Genomic DNA, 15,594 nt, shown 5'->3' with positions numbered 1-15,594 from the left:
GTTCTGCGCCGCCGACCGCTGCCCGGTCATCATCGGCAACGATCTGGTGTACCGCGACGACAACCATCTGACGAACGTGCACGCACAGGCGCTCGCGCCCGTGGTCGCCGCGCTGGCCGACCGCGCCCTCGCCCGGGGCTGAGCCGCCCACTGTGGGTGCGGGCAGGTTCAGGGGACTGTGCGATCGGCCGGGGCCAGCGCCTCACGTACCCGCGCGGTGGTCGCGTCGTCCCAGCCCTCGGGCGCCAGGATGTCGGCCCACAGATCCGCGGCCTCCGGTCCGTAGGCGTGGCCGAATCCGGCCGGAACGTCGGCGGAGAACACCATGTCCAGCGTCACCTGCCAGAACGTGACGAACGGCAGCCACCGCATCCCGGGATCCACATCCGGTCCCAGCGGCTCACGCAGCCAGTCGGGTTTCTGCAACGCCAGATCGAAGGACCACCACGTGATGGGGTCGCTGGCATGCTGCCAGAACACCACCCGTGGAAACTCCCACGGCCCCGGAATGTTCGCGTCGTCGGGACGGGAAGCGAACCGAATCTCCCGGCCCTGGTTCACCACGGGAAGTCGCTCGGGTGAGCCTGCATCCCGATCGTCGGTGATCCGTCCCCACGGCTGCGCGAAGTTCGGGGTGCCTACCAGGAGTGCACCATCGGTGCGGGCGACGATGTCCTCGCCGGACGCGAACGCCGACTGCCCGCCGTAGGAACCGAGGCTTTCGCCGAACACCACCAGCTTCGGCCGCGATCCCTCCGGCCGGGCCGACCATGCCGCGTACACCGCCTCGAACAGTGCGCGGCCGGCCACCTGGGGCGTTTCCCGGTCGGCGACGAAGGACAGCGCACTGGGGAGGAAGGAGTACTGCATCGCCGCGATAGCCGAGTTCCCACCGTTGATGTACTCGAAGGCGCCGGCGACGTTCCCGTTCACCCAGCCGCGCCCGGTGGTGGTGACCACGGCCAAGGTCTTCCGGTCGAACGCCGCGGTGCGCTCGAGCTCCGCGACCACGCGGGCGGCGATGCCGTCGATCGTGTCGGCGGATTCGCGGCCCGCGTACACCCGGATCGGGGTGAGTGCCGGTGCGCCGGTGGCGCTCTCGATCTGCTGGGCGGCCGGTCCGCCGGCCACGAATGTGCGGCCTTCCCGCCCCAGCGTGTCCCAGGCCTCGGCGGAGGCGGGTGATCCGGATCGTTCCGGTGCGGTGGGCTGCTCGACGCCGTCGGCCGTGGACCGATCAGCGACTTCGGCCGAGGACTCCGCGGCGGCGAGAATGCCCTGATGGAGCGCTCCGTTGAGGACGAACACACCGAGCACCACCACCAGAACCACCGCCACCAGTCGGGCGACCGGTGCGGGAACGAAGCGTCCACCGAATCGGGTCAACCGGTTCGTGCCGGCACGAATTCCTCGGCCGATCTGGAGCAGCAGAAGCCCGACGAGCTGGGACACCAGCAGCACCAGTAGGTAGTTGGCCCGGGCGGCACGGGGCACCCCGACGAGGTCGCGCATGATCTGCTGCCACCACGACCCGAGGATCAAGAACGTCGGAACGGCAACGATCGCCACGACCGCCAGCGTCCACCACCCGATCCGGCGAGTCCTCTCGGACCAACCGGGTTCGATCCCACAGCGGCGCACCACCCACGCGATCAGGCAACCGATTCCGTAACCGGTGGCGATGCTCATTCCAGTGGCGACACCTTGCAGGTACCAGACCCGTGGCAGCAGCGAAGGAGTAATGGACCACACGAAGAAGAGCAACGCGAATGCAAGCCCCACCGGGTGGAATCGACGAGCCCAGCCAGTGGCCGGCGCAGCATTCGATTGCACTTCGAGGTGGCCCATCCGTTACGTCTTGCTCTCGGTCACTTTGTTGCGGAAGACCACCAAGGGCAGGACAAGGGTCGCGATGACGGTGGCCAGCCACACGACCATCGTCGCAAGAACCCAGTTGCGCCAACCGTTTATCGTCAACCCGCCGAAGAGCGAGGCGATCAGTAGCGCAACGAAGGTGGATACGAGGCCGATCCCACCGAGGAAGGCAGGGGCGTTCCTCGCCGCAATCTTCGCGATGAACGGCGACAGAACACCCTGTGCGATCGCGAACAGAACAACCACGGTGAGGAATCCCGTGACACTCACCGACACATCCGGGATGAGCCACACGGCTGCCAGAATGCCGATCGCGGCCGACCCCAGGAACACGGCGACCCGTAGCAGGAAGCGAAGCATGGGCTGATCCTTTCGCGCTGGGCCGCAGGCGAGGACGCGGTCTCTTCTGGTGTTCGCGCAACTATAGCGCCGAAGTTCAGCCGGATCCGGCATCGTCGACGAGAATGGGTGCCGCACTTGATGGATGAGCCCATGGCGAGAGAAGGAACAGTGACCAGCGACAGCACATCGGATCGGCGGATAGTGGTGGGAGTCGACGGCTCCGAGTCGTCGATAGACGCACTTCGGTGGGCGGCGCGCCTCGCCGGGCCCCTCGGCGCGGACATCGAGGCCGTCGCAGCCTGGGAGTTTCCCACCTACTACGGGCTCGCTGCGGTCCCGGCGGACTATCGTCCGGATGTCGACGCTGCGCAGATACTCACGGATTCACTCACGTCGGCGTTCGGCGACACCGCGCCGGCGGGGCTGCACGAGTCGGTCCGCGAAGGGCACCCGGCCCGCGTGCTCGTGGAGGCGAGCAGAGGCGCCGAAATGCTGATCGTGGGCAGCAGAGGTCACGGCGGGTTCACCGGTCTGCTGCTGGGTTCGGTCAGTTCTCACTGCGCCGAGCACGCGGCATGCCCGGTCCTGGTGGTGCATCCGAAGTCTCCGGAAAACGACGCCTGACTTCTGGTGCCGGGCGGCTCCGGCGGCCACACTGGAAGTACCCGCCGGTGGGCGAAATGGTGGGGTCGGATCGGCAGGAGACCGTGATGGGAAACAACAGACCGTTCGGGTTCGATCCCGAAGAGTTCGATCGTGTGGTCCGTGAGGCAGGCGAGGAACTGCGCGACTTCAAGGACAGGATCGTCAGGTTCCTCGACCAGCCGGATGCGCCGATCCCGTGGACCGGCATCTTCGCCGACATCGCCAGGACGCCGCGACCCGGTCCGCGACCGGAAACGGCAGGGGAGACCGGTGACGGTGTGTGGGTGATCTACACCGTCGACGCGGAGGGGCTCGCGCGCGTCGAGCAGGTGTATGCCACCGAACTCGACGCCCTCCGCGCTCACAAGCACAACACCGATCCGCGGCGATCGGTGCGCTTCCTTCCCTTCGGAGTCACGGTCGGGGTTCTCGATCAGCCGGATCAGCCGGACCACCCGAACCCGTAAGCCGTCCGAGTCCTCGGTACGACCGGCAACCGAAACGGCTTCTGCACCCGACCACGGTGGCCCGTAAGATCGAGTCGACGCGTGGAACAGCATGCGCAACCCCGGTTCTGAGTAGATCGTGGTCAACATTGCCATCGGTATCGTTCTCGCGCTCTTGGTCGCGATCACCGGCAGCATCATGCCCGGTGTTCTGTTCCACATCCTGTTCAATCTTCCGTCACGGGTCCGTCGCTCGTAGTGCTTCCGACGCTGCATTGGAGTAGGCCGCGCCTGGAGTAGACCGCGCCGGGGTGGGGACCGAACCACCCTGGGGTGCCTTATCGGCTCGGTGCGCAGCGGTCAGAGTCGTAGGTGTTCGTCAGTTCACCTACCACATTCAGGGAGACACCATGCTCGGAATCATTTTCGGACTCGGCGGCGCCGCGCTCGGCCTCGGCCTCGGCGTCATGGCCCTCGGGGCGGGCCTTCTCATCAGTGATGTGACGATCAAACACGACGTCGACGAACTCGCGGACTGACCGAGCAGGCTCATATTCGGTGGCGGGTACGGGAATTCGATGCCGCACCCGCCGCCGAGTCCTCGCAAAGGGACGCCTACGACGCGGAGGCGGCCGGCTTTCGTCGACGGCGAATCATCCGGCGCCGCAGCCGAACCCATGCCGTCTTGTCCCATCCGTGCGGGGCTGTGGTTTCGGGATCCATCAGCGCATTTTCGGCGAGGAGGGACTCCTCGTCCTCGACCGTGTCCCGTTCGAACTTGGCGAGTGTCCGGCCGCTGCCCCGCAGCGTGTCGACGGCATGCAGGAGCGAGGAGTTCTCGGCGAGGGCCTCTTCGAACTGTTCGGCGGTGACATCCAGATGCTCACGGAGCAGTCGCGTGCGGATACCGAGGATAGCGTCGCGGAGTTGCTCGCCGTTCGGTGTGCTGGCGGTGACTTCCACCGCCAGGTCGCATTCGGTGTCGAAACCCATGGAACGGTTGTTGAGATTGGACGAACCGACGCGCAGCAACCGGTCATCCATCACCAGGACCTTGGCGTGGACGTAGATGGGGTTGCCCCTCGCGGTGACGGGGTAGTAGACGCCGAGACGGTGTTCGGTATCTGCCGTCCACAGCAGATGGAGCAACGCACGACGGGCGCCGTCCATAGCCTTCTGCTCCAGCCAGCCCTCGGCGTTGCGTGGCAGGACGAGAACGATCTCCGGACCGCCCGGCTCCCGCAGCCTCGCTGCGATCGCCTCGGCGAGGGTGCGTGACGCCAAGTACTGGCTCTCGATGTACAGCGACCGGGTGGCCCCTGCGATGGCCGCCAGGTACAGCGCTTCGATCTCCCGGACCTCACGGCGATCGTCGAGTTCGGGCAGCGTGCGCGCGACCGCCACATCCACCGACGTCATGGTCGGCTCGAGGTCTTCCGGCCAGGGCGTGTCGTGGCCGTCGATCGGTTCGAGCTCTCTTCCTGTCGCGGTTTTCCAGCGGTCGCGGGCCATCTCGCCGACGGCCCTGGCGGCGTCTCCGTCGACGGCAGTGGTGGCGTCGTGCCACGGCCCGTAACGATCGCCGTTGGGCTTGGTGCGGTAGTGATCGTCGTCCCGGTGATCCGAGGTATCCCACCGGTCGACGGTCATGTCGATACCACCGCAGAACGCGAGCGCGTCGTCGATCACGATGATCTTCTGGTGGTGTGCCGCCCCGATCGGGTGGGCGGCGTCCATCTCGAAACGCAGGCGTCGATCGGTCATCCAGTTGGACACGAAGATGGGGGTCATACCCCGGCCGATCGCCGCGAACGCGCCGATGTTCCATTTGAGTAGGTAGATCTCGAGGTCCGGGCGCTCGCGGGTGAGCCAGGCCAGGAACTTGCCGAGCCGATTGGGGCCCTCGAGGGTCTTGCCGTGGGGTTCGAGCTTGATCCGGGTGTCGAAATCCCAGCCGATCAGGATGATCCGTCGCCGGGACTGCAGCATCGCGGACTTCGCGTGCCGGAAGTAGTCCGCGGCGTCGATGATGCATGCCAGCCGGTCGGCGTGCGCGATCTGCCAGCAGGTGTCACCGGGGGTGAGAATCGGGTCTTCGTCGCTCATGTGTCTCAGCTCCTCCGGTCCTTCGAATCTTCACTTCCCGGGCGGGTCGACGATTCAGCCTACTGCGGCATCCGCGCCCCTCTACCGTTGAAGGGTGCGGCGTTCGTGGCGCATCGTGGCGTTGCTCGCACTGGTCAGCGTGCTGTGGGCACTTCCGATCGGTGCTGATCCCGCGCGGGCGGACGTGCGACCGGGCGCCGTGGTCGAGCTGTCGCCGCTGCCGGCGGACCTGTGGCTCCCGGGCACCGGGTCCGCCCACCGGATGACGTACGTGACGATCGACCGCCGGGGTCCCACGGAATGCACCGGCATGCTGTTCGTGCCGCCCGGTCCGGCCCCGCCCGGTGGCCGTCCGGTGATCGCGTGGGCGCACGGCACCGTCGGCAACTCCGACCACGACGCCCCGTCCGTCACCGGAGTGAACGACGGAAACGCGGCCTACGTCAGCGGGTGGCTGCGGCGCGGTTATGCCGTCGTCGCCACCGACTACGTGGGTCTCGGCACCCCGGAGATACCGCCGTACCTGGACGGCAAGGTGGCCGGGCGGAGCGTGATCGACTCCGTTCGGGCGGCCCGGGAGATCGATCCCGGGCTGTCGCCGGCATGGGCGGCGGTGGGGCTTTCCCAGGGCGGGCAGGCTGCGGTGTTCGCCGCGCACGCGGCCACCGGCTACGCACCGGAACTCGACTACCGCGGGGCCGTGGCCAGCGGGGTCCCGTCCAATATCGAGACGCTGGCACCGTGGGGTGGGCCCTGGTTCCCGCCGCAGGGCCTCGCCGGACTGACCGTGTACATGTCGTATCTCATCGCCGGCCTGCGCGACGCATATCCGGAGCTGATGGTCGACCGCTATCTCACACCTCTCGGGAAACAGTTGGTGGATTCCGCCCCGGACTTGCCGTTCCGCGAATTCGCGGACCGGACGCGCGGCGTCGCGGTCTCCCAGATGCTCGCGCGCTCACTCGATGTGCCCGAACTGCAGGCGGCCCTTCGTGAGTACCTCGAAGTCCCCGTTGCCGGTTACGACCGCCCCCTCATGATCGCGCAGGGCATCACCGACGCGTCCGTGCCGATACCGCTCACCGAGAAGCTCGTCGGCGACATGCGACGGTCGGGCACACAGCCCGATTACCGGGTGTATCCGGGCGGACACCAATCCGGCATGTACCAGGCCGAACCCGACCAGTGGGCCTTCGTGGACGCCCTGTTCCGATCCGCGAACTGAATGCGCACTAGCCTGTTTCCGGTAATCGACCGGAAGGCGGAGCAGGTGACGGAGCGTCAGCGCGAGGAGCTGCAGCGCATCGCGCGGGAAGACTTCGGATGGGACATCCTGCGTCCCGGTCTGCTCGATGCGATGGAACCACTGCTCTCGGGCCGAGACGTGCTGGCGGCGATGCGCACGGGTTACGGAAAGTCGGCGATCTACCAGGTTGCCGCGGCCATGATCGACGGCATCACGCTGGTGATCTCTCCGCTCATTGCACTGCAGCACGACCAGGTGGCGGGCATCGAGGCCGCCGACGACGCACCCATCGCCCTTGCGCTCAATTCCACACTCGGGGGACGGGGGATCGCCCGGGCATGGGACATCGTCACCGGTAACGGGGCCGAATACCTGTTCCTCTCGCCGGAGCAATTGGCCAAAGAAGACGTGCTCGGGCGTCTCGCCGAGGCCGATGTCTCCCTGATCGTGGTGGACGAGGCGCACTGCGTCGCCGCCTGGGGTCACGATTTCCGGCCGGATTTCCTGCGTCTCGGCGCGGCTGTCGACGCTCTCGGGCATCCCCCCGTCCTCGCCCTCACGGCGACAGCCTCGCCGCCGGTGCGCGAGGAGATCATCACGCAGTTGCGGCTGCGCGATCCCGTGGTGGTCGCGACCGGGTTCGACCGTCCGAATCTTCACCTCGAGGTGCAGCGCTACGTCCGCGATGTCGACAAGCAGCGCGCGGTCCTGGCTCGGGCGGCCGCCTTCGTCGGTCCGGGCCTCGTGTATGTGGCCACCCGAAAGGATGCCGCGTTCTACGCGGGGCGGTTGGCCGAGCGCGGGTTGCGCGCCGCGGCATATCACGGCGGCATGCGGGCGGCCGAGCGAGCGGCGGTGCACCAAGGGTTCCGCGACGACCGATACGACGTGGTGGTCGCGACCTCCGCGTTCGGGATGGGCATCGACAAGCCGGGCATCCGTTTCGTGCTGCACGAGGCTGTGCCCGAATCGCTGGACAACTACTATCAGGAGATCGGCCGGGCCGGGCGCGACGGCGAGCCGGCCCTGGCCCTGCTGTTCTACAGACCCGAAGATCTTGCCCTGCGGCACTTCTTCGCCATGCGCCGGCCGCAGCCCGACGTTCTGCGACGGGTGTATGAGGCTGTCCCATCGACCCCGACGTCGGCGCGGGAGTTGCGCGCCCTGCTCGATATCCGCGGTCGAACCTTGACGAACGCGCTCAATCTGCTCGAACAGGCCGGGGCGGTGCGTTCCGGCCGCGACGGCTTCGTTTCCACTGCGATGACGCCGTCGGAAGCCGTGGCCGCGGCGGTACATATGGACGAGGTGGGTGAACGCATGGATCGCTCACGTGTGGAGATGATGCGCGGCTACGCGGAGACATACCAGTGCCGACGGCAGTTCCTGCTCGGTTATTTCGGTGAACAACTGGCGCATCCGTGCGGCAACTGTGACCGATGCGACGCACACCCCGTCGCCGACGTCGCACCGGCCCCGCAGGAGCTGCCGTTTCCTATCGATTCACTTGTCACGCATGATACTTGGGGTGATGGTGTGGTGATGCGTGTGGAGAACGACCGCATCACCGTGCTGTTCGACGAGCAGGGCTATCGGACCCTGTCCCTCGACGCCCTCGGGAAGTCGAACCTCCTGCACCTGCGGGCGGTGCCGGCTCCCGACTGAACAGTGATCGGGCTGTGGCGTGCTTGGATCAGGTCATGACGGAAGCTGCCTCGCGGTCGACGAACGTGACGAGAAGTCGGTCGACAAGGATCGTCCGGCGTCTGATCCGCTGGTCGGTTGCGGTCGGTGTGCTCGCCGGGGTCGTTGTGCTCGCGTCCGCCGGGTGGGTTGCGTTCGCGGCGTCCGGCCGCGTTCACGAAGTCCGTGACGCACCGGAGGCCCCGGTGGTGATCGTGCTCGGATCCCAGGTACGTGACGGGAAGCCGATGCGATTCCTCTCCGGGCGACTCGACGTCGCAGTCCGGTTGATCGAGGACGGTAAGGCGCGGGCGGTGCTGGTGTCCGGTGACGCGAACGGCAAGTCGGGCAACGAGATCCAGGCGATGACCGAGTATCTGGTGGCTGCCGGAGTCGACCGGGACCGCATCGTGGGTGACGGCTACGGTCTCGACACGTACGACACATGCGCGCGGGCAGTACATACGTATGGCGTGAGTAGGGCGTTGATCGTCAGCCAGGGTCTGCACGTGCCGCGGGCGGTGGCGCTGTGCCGGAATGCGGGCATGGATGCCGACGGTGTGGAAGGCGCGTGCGAGTGCAACCGGCTTGCGGTGGTGCGGAACTACGCCCGGGAATGGCTGGCGCGGCCGAAGGCGGTTCTGGATCTGATGTCCGGTCGCGACCCGGCGGTGGTCTCGCCTCCCGACGATGCGCTCACCGCAGCGTCCGAACGTTGACATCCGCGGAGACCGGCTTCAGGCACGCAGTCCCAGGTGTCGGGTGAGTTCACCGGCCGCCGCCTGTCCGGCCCTGTTCGCGCCGATCGTCGACGACGACGGTCCGTAGCCGACGAGGTGAATGCGCGGGTCAGCGGCCACCTGGGTGGCCAGCCTGCCGGTCATCGTGATTCCACCGCCCGGACCGCGCAGACGCAGCGGTGCCAGATGGTCGAGCGAACTCCGAAACCCGGTGCACCACAAAATCACATCGACTTTCAGCTCATGGCCGTCGGCCCAGCGGACTCCGTCGGGGGTGATCTCGGAGAACATCGGCTGACGGGTGAGCGCGCCGCGTTCGCGGGCGGCACGGATCGCGGGAGTCACCGGCAGCCCCGTCACCGACACCACCGACCCCGGAGGCAGGCCGCGGCGCACCCGGTCCTCGACCACAGCGACGGCGGCGTGACCGATCTCGGGGGTGAACGGCTCGTCCCGGAACTCCGGTTCCCGCCGAGTCACCCACGTCGTCGAGGTGACACGTGAAATCTCGTCGAGCAGTTGCACCGCAGAGATGCCACCGCCGACCACGAGAACATGTTGTCCAGCGAAGTCCCGGGCCGACGAATAGTCCTTGGTATGCAGCTGGCGGCCGGTGAACAACTGCGCGCCGGGATAGTGGGGGACGAACGGGCGCTCCCACGTGCCGGTGGCGTTGATCACGCCACGAGACCGGACGACACCCCTGTCGGTCTCGATCCGAAGACTGTCGGTCTCGATCCGAAGACGTTCGTCCCGCCCGCACACCACCCGGGTATGCACCGGCCGATGCACCGGCAGCTCGAACTGTTTCTCGTACGTCGCGAAGTACTGCGGCACCGCAACGGACGCATGCACCCGGCCCGCCGCGGGATCCTGCACGTCGACACCTACCGTGTCGGCGAAGCTCAGCCCCGGCAGATCGTGCACCCCGTTGACGGTGCTCAGCGTCAACGACGGCCACCGGAACTGCCAGGCCCCGCCCGGCCCCGGTGCGTGGTCGAGAACCACGAACCCGGTCTCCGGCGGCACCCCGAACTTCCGCAGGTAGTAGGCGGCCGACAGGCCCGCCTGACCCGCGCCGATCACTGTCACGTCGACGTCGTAATCCATGTCCGTCCTCACCTCCCCCTGCACAACCACCCGGCCGCCTCAGGTGTTCCGGCGACGATGTCGTGTGGTTGGCTGGCAGCTGCCGCGTCGGGCGGGCATGTGATCGATCGCAAAATGGAGAGCGTTGAGTGGAAAGCGAGTGGACATGATCGGGACGAGTCGCGACGGCGACGTCTTCACCCTGGAGCTGCAGCGGCCCGACCGCCGGAATGCGCTGAACAGCGAACTCTGTGAACAGCTCCGCGAGCAGGTGGAGGGGGTCGTGTCCGAGGGGGCGCGGGTGATCGTGCTCACCGGTCAGGGCACGACGTTCTGCGCCGGCGCCGACCTGTCCGGCGACGTCTACGCGGAGGGCTTCACCGACACCCTGCTCGAGATGCTCCACACCATCGACTCGGTGCCCGTACCCGTCATCGCGGCGGTGAACGGTCCCGCGATCGGTGCGGGCACCCAGCTCGCGCTCGCCGCAGACCTGCGGGTGGTCGCCCCCGAGGCCCGCTTCGCCGTCCCGGCGGCCAAGCTCGGAATCTCCGTCGATCGATGGACGGTGCATCGCCTGGTCGCGCTGATCGGCGGCGGGCCCGCCCGCACGATCCTGCTCGGTGCGGAACAGATCGAAGCCGAAGAGGCATACACGCGGGGTCTCGCGAACAAGCGCGGCGATCTCGTCGCGGCGCAGCGGTGGGCGAACACCATCGCGCAGCTCGCCCCACTGTCGTTGCAGCATCTCAAGATGGTCCTCAACGACGACGGCACCCAGAGTCCACCACCGCCCGAGCAGCTCGCGGCGTTGCACGCAGCCTGGAAGAGCGAGGACGCGCGCGAGGCCCGGGTGGCCCGTCAGGAGAAGCGCCCGCCCGTATTCAGGGGTCGCTGATCCGACCCCGCGGTTACAGTGGGCGGGATGAAGGCGAAACACGCGGCGACCTCTGTCCTGGCCACTGCCGCAGTCGGATGGCTGACCCGCGCCACATGGGGTCTGCCGTCGCAGATCGGGGCGTCCCACGGGCAGGTCCGGCCCTACGCCGCGTCGTCGCCGAGATACCGGAACCGGCAGTTCCACAACACCGATCCGAGCAGCACGTTGGTGCCCGGATCGGAGACCGGCCTTCTCAAGGCACTCGTCACGAGAGGGTCGACCGGTCGCCCACAGCGGCCCATTCCGCTGGCCACCCCGCTCGCGCCCGTCGATGCAGCCGAGGCCGCCGTCACCTGGTACGGCCACTCGAGTGTTCTCGTCGAGGTCGACGGATTCCGGGTGCTCGCGGACCCCGTGTGGAGTGAGAGAGTGTCGCCGTCCTCCGTCCTCGGGCCGTCCCGTATGCACCCCACACCGGTCGCGTTGGCCGACCTTCCTGCGCTCGACGCGATCGTCGTCTCCCACGACCACTACGACCACCTCGACATGGCAACGGTGCAGCAACTCGCGTCCACCCAGAAGGCGCCGTTCGTCGTGCCGGTCGGGCTCGGTGCGCACCTGCGCCGGTGGCGGGTGCCGGAAGACCGGATCGTCGAACTCGACTGGAACGAGTCGACCACTCTCGGCGCGCTCACACTCACGTGCACCGAGGCGCGTCACTTCTCCGGCCGCGGGCTGAAACGCAACTCCACCCAGTGGGCGTCCTGGGTTCTGGCCGGGCCGACACGCAAGGTGTTCTTCGGCGGTGACAGTGGATACACCCCACGCTTCGCCGACCTGGGGCAACATTACGGTCCGTTCGATCTCACACTTCTCCCGGTCGGCGCCTACGACACCCGGTGGGCGGACGTCCACATGAACCCGGAGGAGGCGGTGCAGACCCACACCGACCTCGGCCGCGGCGACGCGGCCAGCGGCCTGCTGGTTCCGGTGCACTGGGCGACGTTCAACCTCGCTTTTCACACCTGGTCCGAGCCGGTCGTCCGGTTGCTCACGGCGGCGGAGGCGGCAGGAACGGTGGTATCGGTCCCGATGCCGGGACAACGGATCGATGCGTTGAAACCGGGTTCGCATCCGCACTGGTGGACGGCTGTGGGCTGAAGCCCCACCGAGGTCCGCCGGTTCCCGGGTTCGATGCGTAACCTTTGGCCCATGGCGTACGAAAGCTATCGACCCCTGGAAAAGGGAGGCTCCGACGGTGTGGCCGTTGTTGCCCTGGAGGGCTTGACGGCGGCCGAAGTGGCCGAACGGGTAGCGGCGGGGCAGACGAACGATGTGCCCGACCGGGCGAGCCGATCGGTTCGCGAAATCGTGCGCGGCAACGTATTCACCCGGATCAACGCGATCCTCGGGGTGTTGTTGATCATCGTGTTGGCGACGGGGTCCGTCATCGACGGAATGTTCGGCCTGCTGATCATCGCGAACAGCGGAATCGGCATCATTCAGGAGATCCGCGCCAAACGGACCCTCGACAAGCTGGCGATCGTCAGTCAGGCCAAACCGGTAATTCGCCGCGACGGTGTCGCCGTGGCGATGGCGCCCCGGGAAGTGGTCCTCGACGACATCATCGAACTGGGCGCAGGGGACCAGATCGTCGTCGACGGTGTCGTGGTCGAGTCGATGTCTCTCGACGTCGACGAGTCGCTGCTCACCGGCGAGGCTGATCCGGTGGAGAAGGACGTCGGCGCACAGGTGCTGTCGGGGAGTTTCGTCTCCTCCGGCAGCGGCTCGTACCGTGCCGCGAAGGTGGGGAGCGAGGCGTACGCCGCCAAACTGGCGGAGGAGGCCAGCAAGTTCACGCTCGTGCATTCGGAGTTGCGCAGCGGCATCGACCAGATCCTCAGGTTCATCACGTATCTGATGATTCCGGCGGGACTCCTCATCATCTACAACCAGTTGTTCTCGAGTGGTGAGTCGGTAGGTCCCGCTCTGAGTGGGATGGTGGCGGCTTTGGTGCCGATGGTTCCCGAAGGTCTCGTGCTGATGACGTCCATCGCGTTCGCGGTGGGCGTGGTCCGGCTCGGGCAGCGACAGTGCCTCGTGCAGGAATTGCCGGCCATCGAGGGGCTTGCCCGGGTGGACGTGGTGTGCGCCGACAAGACCGGAACTCTCACCGAGTCCGGTATGCGATTGTCCGAACTGCGTTGTGCCGTAACAGAGGATACGGAGGCGTGCCGGGCAGCTCTGGCCGCGATGGCGGCGTCCGATCCGCGCCCCAACGCCAGTGTCCTCGCGATCGAGGAAGCTTTTCCGGACGATCCGGGGTGGGGTGAGGCCACCGCGGTGGCGCCGTTCTCGTCGGCCACGAAGTGGAGTGGCCAGTCGTACGGCCCGCACGGCAACTGGGTTCTCGGTGCGCCGGACGTGCTGCTCGACGAGGGCAGTGACATGGCTCGGCAGGCCGACGAACTGGGCGCATCCGGGCTGCGGGTCCTGCTTCTCGGCAGTTGCGACGTCGCCGTGGACGACGACAGAGCGCCAGGGGCGATCGCCCCACGTGCGCTGGTGATCCTGGAGCAGCGGGTGCGGCCCGATGCCCGCGACACCCTCGAGTACTTCGCCAGTCAGAACGTGACGGTGAAGGTGATTTCCGGCGACAACGCAGTCTCGGTAGGGGCCGTCGCCGCGTCGCTCGGACTGCCGGGCGGCGACCGTCCCGTCGATGCGCGGGATCTGCCGTCGGATCGGCAGACGTTGGCCGACACCCTCGAGGTGGCCACCACCTTCGGGCGTGTGCGACCCGATCAGAAGCGGGAGATGGTGGGCGCCTTACAGTCTCGTGGCCACACTGTCGCGATGACGGGAGACGGCGTCAACGACGTCCTCGCGCTCAAGGACGCAGACATCGGCGTGTCGATGGGCTCGGGCAGCCCCGCCACCCGTGCGGTTGCGCAGATCGTGTTGCTGGACAACAAATTCGCCACTCTGCCCTATGTGGTGGCCGAGGGCCGTCGGGTGATCGGCAACATCGAGCGCGTCTCCAACCTGTTTCTCACCAAGACCGTGTATTCGGTGTTGCTGGCGTTCCTCGTCGGAATGTCCGGTGTGCTGTCGCAGGTCTTCGGTTTCGACCCGGTCCCGTATCCGTTCCTGCCGCGGCACGTGACGATCGCCGCATGGTTCACGATCGGTATTCCCGCGTTCATCCTGTCGTTGGCGCCCAACAACGAACGCGCACGCTCCGGTTTCGTACCTCGGGTGATGCGACTGGCCGTTCCGTCGGGTGTGATCATCGGAGTCACGACGTTCATTTCGTATCTTCTGGTCTACGCGGGCCCGGAGCAGACGGAAACGCAGAAGGTGCAGGCGGGGACCTCCGCGTTGATCACCCTCATCATGATCGCGTTGTGGGTGCTGGCCGTGGTCGCGCGTCCCTACGTCTGGTGGAAGCTGCTGCTGATCTTCTGCTCGGCCGGCGGATACCTCATCCTCTTCGCGCTTCCGTTCACCCGGGAATTCTTCAAGCTCGATCCCACCAACGTCGCTGCCACCGCGTCTGCGGTGGTGTGCGGACTCGTGGGCGTCGTTCTGGTCGAGATCGGATGGTGGATATCCGGTCGCCTGCACGGTGAGCATCGCCGGCTGTTCGAGCCGCCGGAGGACCTGCCGGGAGAGCACTAGGATATTCGTGTCTCGGGTACCCGGGAGTCCGGGTGCCGGGCGAGTTGACCAACTCGCGGTGACTGAGGTGCATACGCACCGGAGGAGGATGAACGATGAGTTTCGTCAATACGCTGAAGGGCCTGCTGGGTAAGGGCAAAGAGGTCGCGTCGGAGAACGCGGACAAGGTGCACGACGCCATCGACAAGGCTGCCGACGTCGCGGACAAGAAGACGAGCGGCAAGTACAGCGACAAGATCGACAAGGCTGCCGAGGCCGCGAAGAAGGCTGTGCCGCCGAAGGAGTGACACTGCTGCAGCGATGCACCCTCGGTCTTCGGGCCGGGGGTGCACGTGTCTGTGCCGGTGAACTGCCCCGGCGAACCGTGCGGGCGAACTGTGCCGATGCGTCACGGTCGGCGGACGGGCGCGGCACAATCGAGGCGTGAACGGGGTCATGGTGCTTCTGGTCGTCATCGCGGCCATCGCGGCCATCGCGGTGACGAGTGTCGCCAAACGCCGCGATCTGCAGGCCCCCCTCGCCCAACAAAACGCAGCTGCCGGCACAGGCGTAGTTGTCCCGTCCCGGGGACCAATGGCCCTGGCGTGGCCTTTGTCCCCGGGGCACGCTGGCGACAGCGGGGTCCTGGTCCCCTGCGGAGGAAGGAGTGGCCACATGTCTGAGGTGACCGGGAACGTGGACGTGTCAGCAGGGCCGGTGCCCACCTCACCCTTGCTCGAGCGGGTCCGGCGGGGGGTGATCGGTGAGGGTGAGGTCCTGGAGGGACCCTACGGTCGGCGCCGGATTACCTACGCCGACTACACCGCCTCCGGTCGGTCGCTGGATTTCCTCGAGGACTTCATCCGCCAGCAGGTGCTCCCG

The 15,594-nt window shown here is 67.1% G+C and carries 16 protein-coding genes and 1 pseudogene; 13 read left to right on the top strand and 4 right to left on the bottom strand.

All coding sequences use genetic code 11. From position 1 onward, the window contains the following. On the top strand, window positions 1-142 hold a 142-nt coding region (locus tag WAW17_RS18930; RefSeq protein WP_422334473.1), incomplete at its 5' end, for an SGNH hydrolase domain-containing protein. A 26-nt stretch (window positions 143-168) separates the two neighbouring features. On the opposite strand, the gene WAW17_RS18925 is transcribed toward WAW17_RS18930, so the two are convergent. Both WAW17_RS18925 and WAW17_RS18920 read right to left on the bottom strand, forming a co-directional pair. Next, a complete protein-coding gene (locus WAW17_RS18925) occupies window positions 169-1,848 on the bottom strand; it encodes an alpha/beta hydrolase (RefSeq protein ID WP_422334471.1) in 1,680 nt (559 codons plus the stop codon). Window positions 1,849-1,851: 3 nt separating this feature from the next. Then, window positions 1,852-2,235: a hypothetical protein gene (locus WAW17_RS18920; protein WP_422334470.1), complete on the bottom strand. Its 384-nt coding sequence runs from the start codon at window positions 2,233-2,235 to the stop codon at window positions 1,852-1,854. Between the two features lie 150 nt (window positions 2,236-2,385). Here WAW17_RS18920 and WAW17_RS18915 point away from each other — a divergent pair, with 150 nt between their 5' ends. From WAW17_RS18915 to WAW17_RS18900, 4 genes are all read left to right on the top strand, one after another. Further along, window positions 2,386-2,841, top strand: a complete 456-nt coding sequence (locus tag WAW17_RS18915; protein WP_422334469.1) for a universal stress protein — start codon at window positions 2,386-2,388, stop codon at window positions 2,839-2,841. Window positions 2,842-2,927: 86 nt separating this feature from the next. Next, a complete protein-coding gene (locus tag WAW17_RS18910; RefSeq protein WP_422334468.1) occupies window positions 2,928-3,329 on the top strand; it encodes a hypothetical protein in 402 nt (133 codons plus the stop codon). Window positions 3,330-3,447: 118 nt separating this feature from the next. Then, the gene (locus WAW17_RS18905) at window positions 3,448-3,567 is read left to right on the top strand and encodes a type II CAAX prenyl endopeptidase Rce1 family protein (RefSeq protein ID WP_422334467.1); all 120 of its coding nucleotides are present in this window, start codon (window positions 3,448-3,450) and stop codon (window positions 3,565-3,567) included. Between the two features lie 151 nt (window positions 3,568-3,718). Next, complete coding sequence (locus WAW17_RS18900) at window positions 3,719-3,847, top strand: hypothetical protein (RefSeq protein WP_422334466.1); 129 nt, start codon at window positions 3,719-3,721, stop codon at window positions 3,845-3,847. A 76-nt stretch (window positions 3,848-3,923) separates the two neighbouring features. Here the strand turns inward: WAW17_RS18900 and WAW17_RS18895 are convergent, their stop codons facing one another. Further along, on the bottom strand, window positions 3,924-5,414 hold the full coding sequence (locus WAW17_RS18895) for a phospholipase D-like domain-containing protein (RefSeq protein WP_422334465.1): 1,491 nt from the start codon (window positions 5,412-5,414) through the stop codon (window positions 3,924-3,926). Between the two features lie 94 nt (window positions 5,415-5,508). Here WAW17_RS18895 and WAW17_RS18890 point away from each other — a divergent pair, with 94 nt between their 5' ends. The 3 genes from WAW17_RS18890 to WAW17_RS18880 are packed head-to-tail and all read left to right on the top strand — an operon-like array spanning window position 5,509 to window position 9,062. After that, window positions 5,509-6,639 (top strand): lipase family protein, encoded by a 1,131-nt coding sequence (locus WAW17_RS18890; protein WP_422334464.1) that lies wholly within the window; start codon window positions 5,509-5,511, stop codon window positions 6,637-6,639. Further along, window positions 6,640-8,325, top strand: a complete 1,686-nt coding sequence (locus WAW17_RS18885; RefSeq protein ID WP_422334463.1) for a RecQ family ATP-dependent DNA helicase — start codon at window positions 6,640-6,642, stop codon at window positions 8,323-8,325. A 35-nt stretch (window positions 8,326-8,360) separates the two neighbouring features. Next, a complete protein-coding gene (locus tag WAW17_RS18880) occupies window positions 8,361-9,062 on the top strand; it encodes a SanA/YdcF family protein (protein WP_422334462.1) in 702 nt (233 codons plus the stop codon). A gap of 18 nt (window positions 9,063-9,080) precedes the next feature. Here the strand turns inward: WAW17_RS18880 and WAW17_RS18875 are convergent, their stop codons facing one another. Further along, a complete protein-coding gene (locus tag WAW17_RS18875; protein WP_422334461.1) occupies window positions 9,081-10,193 on the bottom strand; it encodes an NAD(P)-binding domain-containing protein in 1,113 nt (370 codons plus the stop codon). A gap of 145 nt (window positions 10,194-10,338) precedes the next feature. Here WAW17_RS18875 and WAW17_RS18870 point away from each other — a divergent pair, with 145 nt between their 5' ends. From WAW17_RS18870 to WAW17_RS18850, 5 genes and pseudogenes are all read left to right on the top strand, one after another. Continuing rightward, window positions 10,339-11,070, top strand: coding sequence for an enoyl-CoA hydratase (locus WAW17_RS18870; RefSeq protein ID WP_422334472.1), 732 nt, complete (start codon window positions 10,339-10,341; stop codon window positions 11,068-11,070). Between the two features lie 27 nt (window positions 11,071-11,097). After that, window positions 11,098-12,213 carry an MBL fold metallo-hydrolase gene (locus tag WAW17_RS18865; protein WP_422334460.1) on the top strand — a complete coding sequence of 372 codons (1,116 nt, stop codon included), beginning with the start codon at window positions 11,098-11,100 and terminating at the stop codon, window positions 12,211-12,213. A 51-nt stretch (window positions 12,214-12,264) separates the two neighbouring features. Then, on the top strand, window positions 12,265-14,733 hold the full coding sequence (locus WAW17_RS18860; RefSeq protein ID WP_422334459.1) for an HAD-IC family P-type ATPase: 2,469 nt from the start codon (window positions 12,265-12,267) through the stop codon (window positions 14,731-14,733). Window positions 14,734-14,828: 95 nt separating this feature from the next. Beyond that, complete coding sequence (locus WAW17_RS18855; protein ID WP_422334458.1) at window positions 14,829-15,020, top strand: antitoxin; 192 nt, start codon at window positions 14,829-14,831, stop codon at window positions 15,018-15,020. 367 nt (window positions 15,021-15,387) lie between these two features. Further along, window positions 15,388-15,594 (top strand): annotated as a pseudogene (locus tag WAW17_RS18850) (aminotransferase); the annotation flags it as partial.

Source organism: Rhodococcus sp. (in: high G+C Gram-positive bacteria) (genome assembly GCF_049286785.1).
In the GTDB taxonomy this organism is placed as follows: domain Bacteria; phylum Actinomycetota; class Actinomycetes; order Mycobacteriales; family Mycobacteriaceae; genus Rhodococcus_F.
Note: the sequence above shows the minus strand (reverse complement) of the source record. Positions and strands in the feature narration are given on the sequence as shown.

Bases quoted from the DNA above. Each gene is read 5' to 3' on its own strand.
- WAW17_RS18925 (WP_422334471.1), bottom strand. From the start codon at position 1,848: ATGGGCCACCTCGAAGTGCAATCGAATGCTGCGCCGGCCACTGGCTGG.
- WAW17_RS18920 (WP_422334470.1), bottom strand. From the start codon at position 2,235: ATGCTTCGCTTCCTGCTACGGGTCGCCGTGTTCCTGGGGTCGGCCGCG.
- WAW17_RS18910 (WP_422334468.1), top strand. From the start codon at position 2,928: ATGGGAAACAACAGACCGTTCGGGTTCGATCCCGAAGAGTTCGATCGT.
- WAW17_RS18900 (WP_422334466.1), top strand. From the start codon at position 3,719: ATGCTCGGAATCATTTTCGGACTCGGCGGCGCCGCGCTCGGCCTCGGC.
- WAW17_RS18895 (WP_422334465.1), bottom strand. From the start codon at position 5,414: ATGAGCGACGAAGACCCGATTCTCACCCCCGGTGACACCTGCTGGCAG.
- WAW17_RS18885 (WP_422334463.1), top strand. From the start codon at position 6,640: ATGCGCACTAGCCTGTTTCCGGTAATCGACCGGAAGGCGGAGCAGGTG.
- WAW17_RS18880 (WP_422334462.1), top strand. From the start codon at position 8,361: ATGACGGAAGCTGCCTCGCGGTCGACGAACGTGACGAGAAGTCGGTCG.
- WAW17_RS18875 (WP_422334461.1), bottom strand. From the start codon at position 10,193: ATGGATTACGACGTCGACGTGACAGTGATCGGCGCGGGTCAGGCGGGC.
- WAW17_RS18870 (WP_422334472.1), top strand. From the start codon at position 10,339: ATGATCGGGACGAGTCGCGACGGCGACGTCTTCACCCTGGAGCTGCAG.
- WAW17_RS18865 (WP_422334460.1), top strand. From the start codon at position 11,098: ATGAAGGCGAAACACGCGGCGACCTCTGTCCTGGCCACTGCCGCAGTC.
- WAW17_RS18860 (WP_422334459.1), top strand. From the start codon at position 12,265: ATGGCGTACGAAAGCTATCGACCCCTGGAAAAGGGAGGCTCCGACGGT.
- WAW17_RS18855 (WP_422334458.1), top strand. From the start codon at position 14,829: ATGAGTTTCGTCAATACGCTGAAGGGCCTGCTGGGTAAGGGCAAAGAG.